Below are 15,498 nucleotides of genomic sequence, written 5' to 3' on the forward strand. Positions count from 1 at the left end.
TTCCCTGCAGCCCGAATGCCGGTCCTGAACTATGGGGTGGCGTCAGTCTCCGGCGCGGTTCCGGCGGCGCGGCGGCCGGTTTTCCCGGTTGCCGAATTCGCGGCGGCGGCATCGTGGCCGCCGTTGGGTTCGCCCGCGGCGACGGCCTGGGCCGAAGCCCGGTCCGGACCGCTGGTATTCACCGGGAGATTATCACGGGATTCATTATCTGAGACAGCGGAGTCCGAATGGCGGACGGGTGGAACGGTGGCCTTCTCGCCCTCGCGGCCGCCCTCAACGGCGTCGCCGTCGCGGTCCTCCGCGTCCCGTTCGGCGTCACGGGCGTCCGCGTCGCCGGCGTCGCGCTCTTCCGTGCTGCCCTCGGCGGCATCGTCGTCTTCGACATCGTCGTCACCCTCGACGGCGGCGGGTTCGCGGCCGGGCAGGTACACGGTGTCCTCGCCGGTCTTCTTGCGCACGCCGAGGAGGATGAAGGCCAGCAGCGAGGCGGCCAGGACCAGGAGGCTGGTCCACACGTTCAGGCGGGTGGTGATACCGAACAGGCTGATCTGCTCGGCGTCGTCGATGCGCATGGCCTCGATCCAGACCCGGCCCAGCGTGTAGTACATGGCGTAGAGCCAGAAGAGCCGGCTGCGGCGGAAGGAGAACTTCCGGTCCAGGGCCAGCAGGATCACGACGCCGACGAGGTTCCACAGGGACTCGTAGAGGAACGTCGGGTGGAAGAGCGTGTCCGCCGGCATGCCGGCGGGGAAGTTCGGGTTGGTGGGGTCCACCTGCAGGCCCCACGGCAGCGTGGTGGGCCCGCCGAAGAGTTCCTGGTTGAAATAGTTGCCCCAGCGGCCGATGGCCTGGGCGAGCAGCAGGCCGGGCGCGGCGGCGTCGACGAAGGCGCTGAGCTTGACGCCGGAGCGGCGGCAGCCGATCCAGGCTCCCACCGCGCCGAGCAGCACGGCGCCCCAGATGCCCAGGCCGCCGCGCTGGATCTGCGGGATGAGCGAGAGGTCGCCGGTGCCGTCGAACCCGGGGCCGAAGTAGGCATCCGGGGAGGAGACCACGTGGTAGAGCCGGCCGCCGATGATGCCGAACGGGATGGCCCAGATGGCGATGTCCCAGACGCTGCCCTCAGGGGCGCCGCGCTTGGCCCAGCGCACGGAGGTGAGCCAGAGGCCGGCGATGATGCCGGCCAGGATGCACAGCGCGTAGGCGTGAATCCGCAGGGAGCCCCAGGGCAGCGGGATGTCGAATCCGGACCAGACCGGGCTCGGTATGCTCGCGGGAACCAGCGCTGCCGCGTGGAGGACTGCCTGCATTGACTACGCTTCTTCCTTGGTGAGGCCGGTGCTGAGCTCTTTCGTCAGGGACGCTACCGCATCGACGCCGCCCTCACCGATCGCCGCGACCAGCGCGGTGCCGACGATCACGCCGTCCGCGTAGGCGGCGATCTCGCGGACGTGCCCGGCGTTGGAGACGCCCAGCCCCACGCAGACCCGCTCGGCCCCGGCGGCACGGGCCGCGGACACCACGTTCTTCGCAGCGGAGCTGACCGAGGTGCGGGCACCGGTGACGCCCATGATGGAGACGGCGTAGACGAAGCCGCGGCTGGCATCGACCGTACGCTTCATCCGTTCGGGAGTCGACGACGGCGCCACCAGGAACACCCGGTCCAGGCCGTACTTGTCCGAGGCGGCCATCCATTCGGTGGCCTCGTCCGGGATCAGGTCCGGCGTGATGAGCCCGGCTCCCCCGGCCTCGGCCAGGCGGCGGGAGAATTCGTCCACGCCCATCCGGACCACGGGGTTCCAGTAGGTCATGACCAGGACGGCGGCGTCGGTCTTGCTGGTGATGCCGCGGACGACGTCGAAGACCTGGCTGACCTGGAATCCCTTGGCGAGTGCCTCGGTGGTGGCGGCCTGGATGACCTGGCCGTCCATGACCGGGTCCGAGTACGGGATGCCGATTTCGATCAGGTCGGCACCGTTCTCGGCCAGCGCTCTGCCGGCGGCGATGGTTTCCTCGACGCTGGGGTACCCGGCGGGGAGGTAGCCGATCAGCGCGGCGCGGCCCTGGGACCGGGCGCGGTCGATGGCGGCGGCGGACTTGCTGGCCGCTGCAGGCGTATCGGAGCTCACAGCTGCTCCCCTTCCTTGGCGATCTCCGCTTCCGGAGAGTTCTTGTCCAGCAGGTCGAACCATTCCGCGGCGGTGGCCACGTCCTTGTCGCCCCGGCCGGAGAGGTTCACCAGCACGATCTTCTCGTGCACGCTCTCCGGGTTGCCGGACTCGGCAGCTTCCGCGGCGAGGCGCTGGCCGATTTTGATCGCACCGGCGAGGGCATGGGCGGATTCGATGGCGGGGATGATGCCCTCGGTGCGGCACAGCAGCTGGAACGCGTCCATGGCCTCGCTGTCCGTGATGGGCTCGTAGCTGACGCGGCCGATGTCCGAGAGGTAGGAGTGCTCGGGGCCGACGCCCGGGTAGTCCAGGCCGGCGGAGATGGAGTGCGATTCGACCGTCTGGCCGTCCTCGTCCTGCATCAGGTAGGAGCGGGCGCCGTGCAGCACGCCCGGGCGGCCGAGCGTGATGGTGGCGGCGTGGCGGCCGGTCTCGACGCCGTCGCCGCCGGCCTCGAAGCCGTAGATCTTCACGGAGGGATCGTCCAGGAAGCCGTGGAAGATGCCGATGGCGTTGGAGCCGCCGCCGATGCAAGCGCAGACGGCGTCCGGAAGCCGGCCGGTCTGTTCCAGCATCTGGGCGCGGGCTTCCTCGCCGATGACCTCGTGGAAGTAGCGCACCATGGCCGGGAACGGGTGGGCGCCGGCGGCGGTACCCAGCAGGTAGTGGGTGCTGTCGACGTTGGCCACCCAGTCGCGGAGGGCCTCGTTGATGGCGTCCTTGAGGGTCTGGGAGCCGTTCGTCACGGGGACCACAGTGGCGCCGAGGAGTTCCATCCGGGCGACGTTGAGGGCCTGCCGGCGGCAGTCCTCGGCGCCCATGTAGACGACACAATCGAGGCCCAGCAGGGCCGCGGCTGTGGCGCTGGCGACGCCGTGCTGGCCGGCGCCGGTCTCGGCGATGACGCGGGTCTTGCCCATCCGCTTGGCCAGGAGGGCCTGGCCGAGGACGTTGTTGATCTTGTGCGAGCCGGTGTGGTTGAGGTCCTCGCGCTTGAGGAAGATCCGGACTCCCCCGGCGTGCTCGGCGAACCGCTTGGCCTCGGTCAGCAGCGAGGGCCGACCGGAGTAGTTCTTGTTCAGCTCGGCGATCTGCGCGGTGAACTCGGGATCGGCCTTGGCCTTCTCGAAGGTGTCCTCGAGTTCGTCCAGGGCGGCGATCAGGGATTCCGGCATCCAGCGGCCGCCATAGGAACCGAAGTACGGTCCCGGGGCGTGCCGCAACGAAGGCGTGCCCTGCGCTGCTTCATCGGGCCGATTGCCCTGCAGGAACGCGTCCGCGGGGCTTTCCTCTGAGCCGGTCATGGGTGCATCGACCATCAGTCTCACCATCCTGTTCCACTGCTAACTAGATCTTGGGGGCCGCACGGAGGCGCCGGAGGGCCGGACCGCAGGGGCCCGGTGCCCTCCCGGCGTCAGGCCCGTGCTGCGATTTCCTCGGCGCCCGCGGCCAGCGAATTCGCCGATCCGCTCCTGCGGGGTCGCGTTCTTGACCAAGGCTTCGCCGACGAGGACGGCGTTGGCGCCGTGCGCCGCGTAGTGCCGGACGTCGTCGACGTCGCGAACACCGGACTCGCCGACTACGAGCGCGCCGGCCGGGATGGCCGCCACGAGGTCCGCGAAGACGGAGCGGTCGACGTCGAGCGTCTTGAGGTTGCGGACGTTGACGCCGATGATCCTGGCGCCCGCGGCCGCGGCCCGTTCGACTTCCTCCGGGGTGTGGGTCTCGACCAGGGCGTTCATCCCCAACTCGTGGCTCAGCGCCGCGTAATCACGGAGCTGGGCATCGGTGAGGGAGGCGACGATCAACAGGATCAGGTCCGCGCCGTGGGCCCGGGCTTCCCAGAACTGGTACTCGTCGATCATGAAGTCCTTGCGCAGCAGCGGCACATCCACCGCGGCCCGGACCGTGTCCAGGTCCGCGAGGGAACCGTGGAAGCGGCGCTGTTCGGTCAGGACACTGATGACGGCCGCGCCGCCGTCGGCGTACTGCCGCGCGAGCGAGGCCGGATCGCCAATGGTGGCCAGCGCCCCCTTGGAGGGGCTGCTGCGCTTGATCTCGGCGATCACCTTCAGCTGGTCCCTGGCGGAGTCCCCGCCCAGGGCCGCCCAGGCATCCCTGGCCGGCGCAATGGCCGCCACGCGGTCCTTCAGCTCGGCGAGCGAAACCAACCGCTGGCGGCCCTCCATATCCTCCCGGACACCGGCATTGATGTCGTCGAGAACACTCACTCCTAGTGGCCGGAGTTCTTCAGCTTGCTGCCGCCCACGCCGTAGCCGGCCTTGCGCATGGCGAAACCAACGACCAGGCCGACCAGCATGATGACCGCGCCGGCGACAAAGATCGGGGTGTTGGCGATCACGAAGGCGATCGATGCGATGAGGGCGCCCACCAGCATGATGATCACGGTCATCCAGGCGGCGGGGCTGTTGCCGTGGCCGGTGGGCTCGCTGTGGTCGACGTCGTCGTAGATGCCGGTGCCGGCGGCGGGCTTCGGTGCAGACATGGGGGCTTTGCTCATGGAAATCTCCTCAGGATCAATACTGCTTACATTCTGCCATTTTTTGGCCGTGACAATGGCCGGGGGCGCGGGCGGGCCGGTCGGCAAGTGAGCCGGGCCGCGCGGGGCGCTGCCTACGTCGGGTCGTCGCCGCGGGTGAGCCGGTCCCAGCTGTCGATTTCGTCGGCGGGACCGCCGGTACCTGCCTTGACGGCGGCGGCGTCATATTTCGTCCGGCTCTTCCAGTGTCGGCTGGCCGGGACGATCAGCAGCGCGGACAGGCCCAGCAGCGCCCCTGCGACGACGGCCAGGACGGGGAAGACGGTGGTGGCCACGGAGACGTTGCTGCCGCTGATGCCCGTGGCGGCGGCGATGGATCCCTGCGCGGCGGCCAGCGGATCCGCCAGCACGGTGCCGGCGGCGGTGACGATTCCGGCGGCGGCGAGCAGGATGATGACCGTGATGACCCAGCGTGCCACCTTGCCGCCGATGGCGGCGGCGAGTCCGCCGGCCAGCGCCACGAGCGCCAGCGCCGTGACCGCAGTCGCGGCCTTGCTCCCCTGCACCTGGAGCCCGTCACGGTTGGCGACCGCCTGGCCCAGCTGCCCGGCGTCCAGCCGGACGGTGAGCCAGGCCTGGGTGGTGGCGCCGAAGACCGCCAGGGCCAGCACCACGATCAGCAGGACCAGGCTGGATTTGCGGGCCCAGCGGGGAACCACCGGGCTGGTGCTCTTGACCGTGCCGCTCATGCCCGGCTCCCCTCGGCACCCGGCACCGTGTCCGGGGTGATGGTGTGCAGCGACTGGGCCGTGTGCACCGCGCGCATGGGGGCCGCGGCCTTGTTAATGGTTTCCTGGGCCTCCGCGGCGTTGACCGAGTCCGCGACGATGCCGCCGCCGGCCTGGACGTAGGCGCGCCCGTCGCGCAGCAGGGCCGAGCGGATGGCGATGGCCATGTCCATGTCGCCGGCGAAGTCGAGGTAGCCCACCACGCCGCCGTAAATGCCGCGGCGGTGGGGTTCCAGCTCGTCCAGGAGCCGGAGGGCGCGCGGCTTGGGGGCGCCGGAGAGCGTGCCGGCCGGGAAGGTGGCCTTCAGGACGTCATAGGCGGTTGCGTCGGGGGCGAGCCGGCCGACGACGGTGGAGACCAGGTGCATGATGTGGCTGAACCGCTCCACCTCCATGAACTGGGTGACGTCCACGGTGCCGGCGACGCAGACCTTGGAGAGGTCGTTGCGGGAGAGGTCCACCAGCATCAGGTGCTCGGCGCGTTCCTTCTCGTCGGCGAGCAGTTCCTCGGCCAGGGCCTTGTCCGCCTCCACGCTCTTGCCGCGCGGACGGGATCCGGCGATCGGGTGGGTGATGACCTCGTCGCCGGTGACCGTCACGAGCGCCTCGGGCGAGGAGCCGACGATCGAGTATTCGCGGCCGTCGGCGTCGGCGAGGCTGAACAGGTACATGTAGGGGCTGGGGTTGGTGTTGCGGAGCACGCGGTAGACGTCCAGCGGGTCCGCGCCGCATTCCATCTCGAAGCGGCGGGAGATCACCACTTGGAAGACCTCGCCGTCAACGATCGCCTCCTTGCCGCGGTCCAGGGCGGCGAGGTACTGGTTCTCGTCCCAGCGCTCCTGGACGCTGGAAGCGAAGTCCAGGGCGGCGGATTCGAGCACGGAGACCGGCTGCGCGGTGGGGGTGCTGACCTTGGCGAGCAGCTCCTTGACCCGGGCGACGGCGTCGTGCCAGGCCTCGTCCACGCGCTCGGAGCTGTTGTCGAAGTTGATCGCGTTGGCGATCAGCAGGACGGTGCCGTCCATGTTGTCGTGCACGGCCATGTCGGTGACGAGATTGAGCGCCATCTCGGGCAGCTGCAGGTCATCCTCGGGCGGGCTCGTGAGCTTTTCCCAGTGACGGACGGACTCCCAGCCGAGGAAGCCGACCAGGCCGGAGGTGAAGGGCGGCAGGCCCTCGAAGCGTTCGGTGTGCAGGGCGCGGACGGTGTCGCGGACGGCGTCCACGGGACTGCCGGACAGGGGGACGCCCACGGGCGGTTCGCCGAGCCAGTGCGCCTGGCCGTCCTTGGTGGTCAGCGTGGCGCGCGACCGGGCACCGATGAAGGAGTACCGGGACCAGGATCCGCCCACGGCGGCCGATTCGAGCAGGAACGTTCCCGGCTGGCCCTGGGCGAGCTTGCGGTAGAGGCCGATAGGCGTTTCGGCGTCGGCCAGCACCTTGAGCCGGACCGGGATGACGCGGTTGCCGGCCGCGAGCTCGCGGAACTCCTCCAGGCTGGGGCTGATGATTCCGAGGTCCTGCATGGCTGCGTACTTCCACCTGTTCTGTAGGTCTTAGGTGTGCGGGTTGGTTCGGCTGCGGTAGTTTCCGGCCGCGGCGTCGCCGGCTGCGCGGGATGGCTCCGGGCGGTCAGCCGGCGTGGCCGACGACGGCGTCGAGGTCGCGTCCGTCGAAGCAGGTGCGGGTGCCAGTGTGGCAGGCTGCGCCCACCTGGTCGACGCGGACCAGCAGGGCGTCGCCGTCACAGTCCAGCGCAAGCGACTTGACCCACTGGACGTGGCCGGAGGTATCGCCCTTGCGCCAGTACTCCTGGCGGGACCGGGAGTAGAAGGTTACCCGGCCGGTGGTCATGGTCCGATGCAGTGCCTCGTCATCCATCCAGCCGAGCATCAGCACCTCGCCGGTGTCGAACTGCTGGATGATCGCGGCGACCAGTCCGGCGGCGTCCCGCTTCAGGGACCGTGCGAGGTCCTCGGGGAGGGGGCCGGAAGGCGCGGCGGGGGCGGGGGCGGGCTGCTCAGACATCACCCCCAAGTCTAGTGCCTGCGCGGGACACGCCGCCCGCCGGGTCCGATTGCGAAGCGGCCGGGCGCTACCGAATGACTTCCGGGCGACCTCGACGCCGTGCCCCGGGGCACCCGTCGGGGCCCGGCCCGCCGTCGTCGTCCTATTTCCTTCATCACCCGCACCACGGGTTACGGCCATGGGATGCGAAATGGCGGCCGTTTCCTGTGCGCAGGGAGGAGCGTCTCGTGCTAGTTTCACAAGTGATGCATTTCGTCGACCCGTCCCGAGAAGTCCTGGCCGAAACCCTGCTTGCGGCCGGCCCCGACTCCCCCACGCTCTGCAAGGGCTGGCAGACGCGTGATCTTGCCGCGCACCTGTACCTGCGCGAGCGTAAGGCGCGCGTGGGACTGGGCCTGCTCATCAAGAGCCTGAGGAAGACCTCGGACGAGGCGACGGCGGAACTCGCGGAGACCCTGAAGAGCCCCGAGGCCTACGCGAAGCTGGTCAACACCTTCCGCGCCGGGCCGCCCGCCCTCTCCCCCATGCGGATCAAGGCGCTGGACGAGAGCTCCAACCTGACCGAATATTTCGTCCACACCGAGGACGTGCGCCGGGCCGTGGACCGCTGGGCTCCGCGGGCGCTGGACGAGGGCTATTCGGATGCGCTGTGGGATGACCTGATCAAGCGCGCCGCCATCCTCTACCGCGGCGTTGACCTGGGCATCGTGCTGGTCAGCCCCTCCGGGCCCCGGCACGTCGCCAAGCGGGCCCCCGTCTCCGTGGCGATCGTCGGTGAACCCGGAGAGCTCCTGATGCACGCCCACGGCCGGACCCGGCACGCGCTGGTGACTTTCGAGGGCCAGCCCGATGCCGTGGCGCTACTGCAGTCCGCCGAGGTCGGGCTCTAGGCGACTGCCCGCAGGCGCGAGTGCAGGGAGGCCAGGAGCTGGGACAGCTCAAGGATTGGTGGCGGCCAGCGTCCGGGCGAGCCTGGCAGCAGCTGCGGTCCGCGCCCCCGTGGTCTCGGATTGTAAAGGATCCTCGCTGACGCATTCCCGCAGTGCGGCCGTGACATCGGAGACCAGGTCGGGAGAAGCGCAGGACCGGTAGTCCGCGCCGGCGGCAGCGACGGCACGTGAACGGTTGAGCGTCCCGGCTACCATGACGGCCACCTCGGTTCTTCGGGCCATGCCAAGCTTGCTCAATATCGAAGAGACCATGTTTTTTACCGTCTTCTCGGCGATGAACATCTCCTGGCCAATCTGCCGATTGGTGAGCCCGGTGGCGATGCCCAGGGCAACCGTCGATTCGCGCTTCGACAAGTCCCGTAGCCTCATCTCGTCAACCCCTGGATGCACATCCCGGGCCGGTCCCATGAGGGCCGGATAAAACCTGCGGCTGTACGCGGCGTGGCCGGAGAGAACGCGGGAAATCAGCCTGAGCTGCTCACCGCTGTCATCCAGCTTCGAAAGGCAACCCCAGGCACCCGCGAGAATTGAGCGGATAAGCACCGATTCGTCGTCGCTGGCCGTCACCAGGATGCACCGGATAGATGGGTCGGCCGTGGTGACGGCGCGGCATACTTCCGCTCCCGAGCCGTCCGGCAGATCATCATCGAGAATGGCCAGGACCGGGCGCAGGGCAGGAATCCGGCGGGACGCCTCACGCGCCGACCCGGACTCCCCCACGACAACCAATCCGGCAGACTCCACCAAGTAGCGCGCACCACGCCGCACAATTTCGTGGTCGTCCAACAGATAGACTCCGCTGCCAGGAGCGGTAACGGGCAGAGGGAATTCCGGGTCAGCCATCATTGCTGTTCCGATCTGTCGCCTTTGCCTCCAAAGGCGCCGTCCATGAATCACTGGGCCCGCTTAGGACACCGCGGGGAGTTTCCCGCCCTGGGCCACCAGGCCCTCCCGGGAGCCGCGCACCGCCCCCACGACGCCCACCAAGAGGGTCCAAACACTAGACCCCACCGGGCCCACGCGACAGTGTCCGACGTCCCGAAAGCAGGCTGCGGCGGAATCCCGCCGTCGCAGGACCGCGCAAAGGACCCTTCCCTAGCTGTCAATTGTCAGGTGCCGCGGCAGGTTACTGCGCACGCGTCGGTTGGCGGCGGGCAACCAGGTCGGCAACACCTGCTCCAATGAGAGCGAGGACTAGCGGTGATTTGGCACCTTCTGCAGCGATCACCAGGATCAGGGACTGCTGCTCCCCGGCGGGGTGGGGTCCGGTCGTCATCGTGGTGCCGATGAACACAACAGCAGCCAGGGTTGCCAGCGCAACGATCCGGGCGGTTGTGCCCCGGACGATACTGCGGTGCACCACCACAGCTGCGAGGGCGAGAAGAATCAGACTCAGCCGCCACACAGAAGGCAACCAGCCGGTTGAGATCCCAACGGCACGGGAATCAAGGGTCATGAATGCGCCCATCTCGGACATCACAAGCTGCATCGTGAGATAGCCCGTCAAGACAATGAGCAGCAGCGAACCCGCCACAGCGGTGACAACAGCAATTGCCGGCCCACGGTCCGGCGCTGGCGTTGTATTCGGCCTGTTCAGACTCGTCAGCTTCTGCACCGAGACTCCGCCCCCATTAGTTTTGCCTCGACTCTAAACCCTCGGGAACGGTCCGATAGGAATCCGGGAAATCCTGTGATTCACGTCATGGTGTTCGCCCTGGCCGAGGTCGGAGGACACGCAGTGCCTATCGTGGGTCGCTGCCCGGACCTGTAGGCAGAGGCTATGACGGGTCCGAGTTCGTCCACCACTGTTCGGTTACCCGGGAGCACGACATGAGCCAGGAATTCAGACTCCAGCGTTGCAACACCCGCTGTCACCGCCGCGAGTTTGGCATCCGTCAGGACGGCTAAGGCATGCCAAAAGCGACGGGCATCGAGTTCGAGTACTTTTGCGGTAACGTCACGGCCCGGGGCCTCGGAAACGCCATCCGGAACAGTGTCGAACCCCTTTGCCTGCACTAGCGGAAGCACCATTCGAAATTGCCTTCCGCAGGCCCTGAACGAAATAGCGTTGACGTGACCGCGTTGGCTTAGAAGAACATCGGTTGCACCGAAGGTTAGAAGAGAACGTTCGATATGGTCCCGTGAGGCACCGACAGTAATGGAATCACCGCGCGTGTAAAAACTCCGGGAATCGTAGATTGCCATACCTCCACCTATGTCCCGTTGAGCCGTCAGTGCAGCACAACGGAGACCGTTTCTATTTTTCTTCCTGTGGGATTCGTCCGGGTTTGGGCGACGGTGGCCAGGGAGCCGGGGTCTAGGGCTGTACCGAATCGAAGAACCGATAGGTCGGCTGCTTCGTGGAAGTTTCCTGGTGGGCCTTGGAGCGGATGAAATCGATGTTTTCCTGTGACAGGACAGTTTCGCCGTGACCATCAGAATCTGCGCCCTCTCCCGATTCGGCATTTATTTCAGCCGTGATGGTCCGGGGCAAAATTACACAACCGGGGTTATCGATCAGCCACTGTTTGCTGGCCGCGGACAGCCGGTGCCAGTGTTCCTCAAGGTGCATGGTAGTCATGGTTTCCTCTTCCGTTCCTGGTTCGTGCCGGGCGGTGCTTCCCCGGCCCCCTAATACGTGCCGGGGAAGCACCACAAGACACAGAAGTGACACCGGAGCGAGCTGTTGAGTGTTAGTCGAAGCTGATTTCCGCCGCGGACCGACGGATCGCTTCGATTCGCTGCTCGTCGAGAAGCCCCAAGGCGTCCAGTTCTTCTGACCTGTGGGCGCGCTCGGCTTCGGCCTGGACGGAAATATCGTTCAGGATTGTGCCAATCAGGTGTGCGAGACCTGACTTAAGATCCTGCAAATTCGTGTTGGTAATCAGGAGGCGGCGGTCCGAGACGCGCAGTTCGACGTCGCTGTATCCTTCATCCGCCAAACGCCGGGTCACGCTCTGATCATGGAGCAGATCGAGTTCCCGGGGCTGGGGCCTGCGGGAGAAGACCGCAGGGACGATGTAACGAGAGGCGGCCTTAGCCGTGCCGAGATCGTGAGGGAGGGCGGAGGCGAGAACGCCGCTGAGGGAAAGACGCCCCTCGACATGGACAGGATGTACTGGAGTGGTGGTCATGGCATAGCGCCAACATTTCTTGAAGATTCGCTGTCGAAACGCCGGGGAACGGCCGGATCGACGGCGGCTGAGTGTCAAGGAACCCGAAACCGGGCCCCTCGTAAGGGAGGGTAGGGCCGCAAGAGACCGGCCTGCGGGGCAGTACGGTGGTGGCCGCCCTCGTCGTCCCAACTCATCACCACGTGTTTGCGGTGACCGGATGTCGCAGTCGCTGGTTGCCGGCGGCGGGCGCGGAGCTGGTTTCAATGCCCGGGAAACCGGATGTCCAGTCACGGTGTCCCGATACACCGACTGTACGCCCTCGTTCGCCGTGATTGGTGGAAACCCGTAAATCAATGGTCCGGGGAGTTAGTCGGGATCACCGGGGCGTAACACCTGCGTGCATAACTGGTGCCGGCGTCGGCCTTTGTTCCGGCCCCGCTATCCGCATTCCGGCAGGTCCGGGGCCCGCAGACTTACCGGCAGGTGCAGCTCGTCCCCCTCGCGCGCCACTCGCTGGCGCGATGGCGCCCAAACTATCCAGCGCGACGGCGGGGCAACAGAGAGCGCACAATTTGTTTTTCCTGCCGCCCGAAATGTGTAGAGACGCTACTGAGCCGGACCCCTGTTCTTCGTCAGGTCCTCGGCCACCATGACCAGGATGCCGCTGGGTCCGCGGAGGTAGGTGAGCTTGTAGAGGTCCCGATATGTTGCCACCCCGCGAAGCGGATAACAGCCGTGCCGTGACGCTATGTCGAGCGCCGCGTCGATGTCGTCCACGGAGAACGCCACGCGGTGCATCCCAATCTCGTTGGGCAGGGTGGCCTGTCTCGATGGCATCGGGGTGAAGGTATTCGAAGAGCTCGATCTGGCCGTGCCCGTCCGGCGTCGTCAAAACAGCGATTTTGGCGTGGTTCCCGTCGAGGCCGACTGCGGTGTCGGCCCACTCCCCGCAATAGTGTCCCGGCCGACAAGTTTGAGGCCCAGGTCAACAAAAAAGCGATCGTCGCTTCGATGTCGCGGACGGCAATTCCAACGTTCTCTAATTTGATCGTCATCCTTCGCATGCTACCCACCTTGGTGCTACGCGGGCGGTGAAGCCGTGGTGCTGGCCACCCTTCTGGCCGCCAGCTAAACTGACGCCCTAGGGGGAGATCATGGAATGGATTCTTTTAGGCATTGCCGCTCTGGTCATTATCGTCGCGTCTATATGGCGGGATGTCTCACGACGCTCGCTGCGGCCGCCTGCGGGATCGGACCCGGAATCGGAACGGGCACTTCGCGACTTTCACCGCGGTCGCACCCTGGGCCAATCACATTTCGTCGGCCTGGATAATTCGGGCCACCGCCGATAATTCCGGTCTGTAGCTTCCCACCGGGACGTCTCAAAAGGCCACGGATTCGGGGCTCCTGGATCCTAAGACACATCAGGGCATAGCCCGCGGAAGTATCAGTTGCCCTAACAAAACCCTCTTCACCGGACGCATGGTTGTCCATTCGACGTGGGTGAATGCAATAACCGAGATCTCGGCTGATTCGCCGGAGGCAGGCACGTCTGGATGAGGACCCTTCAACGGGGCCGCCGTGATTGCGCTTCAGACTCGACCTTCCGGGCTGAAGAGGTGATTGAGCTCAGTTTGCCGGGCGCGAGAACAGGTTGATGAGGTTGCCATCAGGATCGCGGAACAGCGTCGACCTGTTGCCCCACCGCATGGTGGTCGGTTCGAGCACGATGTTCTCCAGTGAAGCGCTGAGTCGAGCAAGTCAGCGTCCACGTCCGGGACGAGGAACTCGATGACGAGACTGTCATTGCTACCGGGCTTCGGAGCCTGGTCGCCAAGCATACTCACGGTGGCTGTGCTCCCGATCGCGATAACACACTTGCCGGTGCGGATCTCTGAGAATACGGGAGCCGGCCTTAGAGCGGTCGTGCCCGTGACTATCTCATAGAAACGGGTGAGCCGCTCGACGTCGTGGGTAATAATGCGGATTGATGCGAATTCCATGGGTTCTCCAGTCTGTAGGAGTCTTGCCTCAACCTGTCCAGCCTAAAGTGATGTCCCGACACCGTAGTGTCGGTGTTTAGCGACTTCTCCGCCGGGGGTGATCTCGCGGAGAACCCCATGGACAATGCCGAGGTCCTCTGGATGCAGTGGGCGTTGCGGCGGCTTTTCGCCTGTCGGTTCAGCCATGCTGATGAGATCGCCACGGAACGCACGAACGCCGTTTCGGAGGCGGCACCAGGCAACCAGGTACCAGTTGCGGCCCTTCCCGATGTAGCCCATAGGTTCGACTTCGCGTGAGGTAGTGATGGTGTTGCGGTCGACGTAGGCGATGCGAAGCACCTGCCCGGATCGGAGCGCCGTTGAGAATTCGTCAGGCACCACTGCCGTGGGACCCTCGACCAGGAGATGGATGCGCGTTGCAAGTCCCGCAGTCTCTCTAAGATTGCGGTCTTCCATGACGGCAGCGACTTTCCGCTGCGCAGAACTCACCGCGTCTCCAAACGGAGACGCCGCCAGCATCCCGAGAGCGATCGTCACCGCGAGAGCTTCGTCAACGGTGAACCCGAGCGGCGCCAGGGTGTGCGCGCTATCAAGGAAGTAGCCAGCTGTCAGCGGGGCCACGAAGATGCCCTGCACGGTGCCCAGGTTAAGGCTCCGGTCACGAGGGCCGGGGCCCAGCCGGTGTCCTGGCCGATGGGGCGGACCGCCGCGATCAAGGGGTAGTAGAGCACGCCCCACCCGGTCGTCTGGGTGATGCACAGCGCGGCCAGGCCGCCGCGCGGAGCACCCTCCGCGATCAGTGTCCGGGATAGCGCGGGGGCTGGCACGGTCTAGTTCCCGGTAAGCTCCGCATGCAGCTTCCGGACCCGGGCCTTGATGTCATGCCGGACCAGGCGCATGCGTTCCATGCCTTCGATGCCGCGCTCGGAGGGCTCGTCCGTATCCCAGACCTCAAGCCTCTTGCCCTCGGGGGCTTCGACTTTTGCCTCGTTGCCCAGGACGATCACGACGTCGACCGCGTCCAGCACCTCGTCGGTGACGGGTTTGGGGTGCTCGCCGGTGATGTCGATGCCCAGTTCCGACAGGGACTCCACGGCCTGGAGGTTCAGTGACTTCCCGGGGTTGGTTCCGGCGGAGTAGACGGTGACGGACCCGCCGGCGAACTGATTCATCAGTCCTGCGGCGAGCTGGGATTTTCCGCCGTTCTTGCTGCAGACGAACAGGACGCCGGGTGTTTTCGTAGTCTCGGTCATGCCTTGGATTCTTCCTTCTCTGGGCTGGGGTCGTGGAGCAGGGATGCGGCGAGTGCCTTGACCCGGTCGTGGATCTCGTCGCGGATGATCCGCACGGCCGCAACGGGCAGGCCTGCCGGGTCTGCCAGTTCCCAGTCCTCGTAGCGTTTGCCGGGGTAGATCGGGCAGGCGTCACCGCACCCCATCGTGATCACCACGTCCGAGGCGCGCACGACATCGTCGGTGAGTGGCTTGGGGTAGTCCCGGGTCAGGTCCAGGCCCATTTCGGACATCGCAGCCACGACGGCGGGGTCCAGTTCGGCGGCGGGGAGGGAGCCGGCGGACCGGACGCGGATCCTGCCCTTGGCCTCGACATTCAGGAGTGCTGCGGCCATCTGGGAGCGGCCGGCGTTCTGCACGCAGACGAACAATACCTCCGGGACCCCGCTCGTGACGGCGCCCTTGGATTTGGCCAGGGCGTTGAGCCGGTCGTTGGCGAAGTGCTCGGTGGTGGAGGGCAGGTGCGTTTTGATCTTCGCGGTCCGCGCCAGGGCGGTGTAGGACTCGAAGACGTAGCGTTCGACCGTCTCCGCGGCAAAATTGCCGGCGAACCGGTCCGCCAGCCGCGCGCTGATTCGGTGCAGGAGTTCGGTGTTGTCCTGCAGCCCCAGGCCGTGTTCACTGTGGTCGGTCATGTCAGAACTCCATGT

General features: G+C 66.5%; 16 protein-coding genes and 2 pseudogenes. 1 reads left to right on the forward strand and 17 read right to left on the reverse strand.

From position 1 onward, the window contains the following. Positions 1–29: 29 nt before the first annotated feature. The 8 genes and pseudogenes from lgt to hisI form a co-directional block, all read right to left on the reverse strand. On the reverse strand, positions 30–1,310 hold the full coding sequence (lgt, locus tag ACRQ5B_RS15310; protein ID WP_432395314.1) for a prolipoprotein diacylglyceryl transferase: 1,281 nt from the start codon (positions 1,308–1,310) through the stop codon (positions 30–32). 3 nt (positions 1,311–1,313) lie between these two features. Further along, positions 1,314–2,129 carry a tryptophan synthase subunit alpha gene (gene trpA / locus ACRQ5B_RS15315; protein ID WP_432395317.1) on the reverse strand — a complete coding sequence of 272 codons (816 nt, stop codon included), beginning with the start codon at positions 2,127–2,129 and terminating at the stop codon, positions 1,314–1,316. Further along, entirely contained in the window at positions 2,126–3,490 is a 1,365-nt protein-coding gene (gene trpB, locus ACRQ5B_RS15320) for a tryptophan synthase subunit beta (RefSeq protein WP_432395320.1), read from the reverse strand. The genes trpA and trpB overlap by 4 nt, the downstream gene beginning before the upstream one ends. 95 nt (positions 3,491–3,585) lie before the next feature. Further along, positions 3,586–4,402 (reverse strand): annotated as a pseudogene (gene trpC, locus ACRQ5B_RS15325) (indole-3-glycerol phosphate synthase TrpC). Between the two features lie 2 nt (positions 4,403–4,404). After that, positions 4,405–4,692 (reverse strand): HGxxPAAW family protein, encoded by a 288-nt coding sequence (locus ACRQ5B_RS15330; protein ID WP_432395323.1) that lies wholly within the window; start codon positions 4,690–4,692, stop codon positions 4,405–4,407. A 113-nt stretch (positions 4,693–4,805) separates the two neighbouring features. Next, entirely contained in the window at positions 4,806–5,420 is a 615-nt protein-coding gene (locus ACRQ5B_RS15335) for a Trp biosynthesis-associated membrane protein (protein WP_432395326.1), read from the reverse strand. Next, on the reverse strand, positions 5,417–6,985 hold the full coding sequence (locus tag ACRQ5B_RS15340) for an anthranilate synthase component I (protein WP_432395328.1): 1,569 nt from the start codon (positions 6,983–6,985) through the stop codon (positions 5,417–5,419). The genes ACRQ5B_RS15335 and ACRQ5B_RS15340 overlap by 4 nt, the downstream gene beginning before the upstream one ends. 106 nt (positions 6,986–7,091) lie before the next feature. Then, positions 7,092–7,487, reverse strand: coding sequence for a phosphoribosyl-AMP cyclohydrolase (gene hisI / locus ACRQ5B_RS15345; protein WP_364137633.1), 396 nt, complete (start codon positions 7,485–7,487; stop codon positions 7,092–7,094). Between the two features lie 245 nt (positions 7,488–7,732). On the opposite strand from hisI, the gene ACRQ5B_RS15350 reads away from it, so the two are divergent. Next, a complete protein-coding gene (locus ACRQ5B_RS15350) occupies positions 7,733–8,377 on the forward strand; it encodes a TIGR03085 family metal-binding protein (RefSeq protein WP_290258047.1) in 645 nt (214 codons plus the stop codon). Positions 8,378–8,425: 48 nt separating this feature from the next. On the opposite strand, the gene ACRQ5B_RS15355 is transcribed toward ACRQ5B_RS15350, so the two are convergent. From ACRQ5B_RS15355 to ACRQ5B_RS15395, 9 genes and pseudogenes are all read right to left on the reverse strand, one after another. Next, complete coding sequence (locus tag ACRQ5B_RS15355; protein ID WP_432395332.1) at positions 8,426–9,223, reverse strand: response regulator; 798 nt, start codon at positions 9,221–9,223, stop codon at positions 8,426–8,428. A 340-nt stretch (positions 9,224–9,563) separates the two neighbouring features. Continuing rightward, positions 9,564–10,052: a hypothetical protein gene (locus ACRQ5B_RS15360; RefSeq protein WP_432395335.1), complete on the reverse strand. Its 489-nt coding sequence runs from the start codon at positions 10,050–10,052 to the stop codon at positions 9,564–9,566. Between the two features lie 702 nt (positions 10,053–10,754). After that, positions 10,755–11,018, reverse strand: a complete 264-nt coding sequence (locus ACRQ5B_RS15365; RefSeq protein ID WP_432395338.1) for a hypothetical protein — start codon at positions 11,016–11,018, stop codon at positions 10,755–10,757. Between the two features lie 112 nt (positions 11,019–11,130). Continuing rightward, entirely contained in the window at positions 11,131–11,571 is a 441-nt protein-coding gene (locus tag ACRQ5B_RS15370; RefSeq protein ID WP_432395341.1) for a hypothetical protein, read from the reverse strand. Between the two features lie 588 nt (positions 11,572–12,159). Next, positions 12,160–12,608, reverse strand: a pseudogene (locus ACRQ5B_RS15375) (VOC family protein). Between the two features lie 574 nt (positions 12,609–13,182). Continuing rightward, a complete protein-coding gene (locus ACRQ5B_RS15380; RefSeq protein WP_432395343.1) occupies positions 13,183–13,281 on the reverse strand; it encodes a VOC family protein in 99 nt (32 codons plus the stop codon). A gap of 317 nt (positions 13,282–13,598) precedes the next feature. Continuing rightward, positions 13,599–14,192 carry a helix-turn-helix transcriptional regulator gene (locus ACRQ5B_RS15385; protein ID WP_432395345.1) on the reverse strand — a complete coding sequence of 198 codons (594 nt, stop codon included), beginning with the start codon at positions 14,190–14,192 and terminating at the stop codon, positions 13,599–13,601. A 194-nt stretch (positions 14,193–14,386) separates the two neighbouring features. Then, entirely contained in the window at positions 14,387–14,809 is a 423-nt protein-coding gene (locus ACRQ5B_RS15390; protein WP_432395348.1) for a low molecular weight phosphatase family protein, read from the reverse strand. Further along, positions 14,806–15,483 carry an arsenate reductase ArsC gene (locus ACRQ5B_RS15395; protein ID WP_432395351.1) on the reverse strand — a complete coding sequence of 226 codons (678 nt, stop codon included), beginning with the start codon at positions 15,481–15,483 and terminating at the stop codon, positions 14,806–14,808. Before ACRQ5B_RS15395 ends, ACRQ5B_RS15390 begins: the two co-directional genes overlap by 4 nt. Positions 15,484–15,498: the final 15 nt, after the last annotated feature.

This window comes from Pseudarthrobacter sp. L19 (assembly GCF_050859435.1).
Classification (GTDB): domain Bacteria; phylum Actinomycetota; class Actinomycetes; order Actinomycetales; family Micrococcaceae; genus Arthrobacter.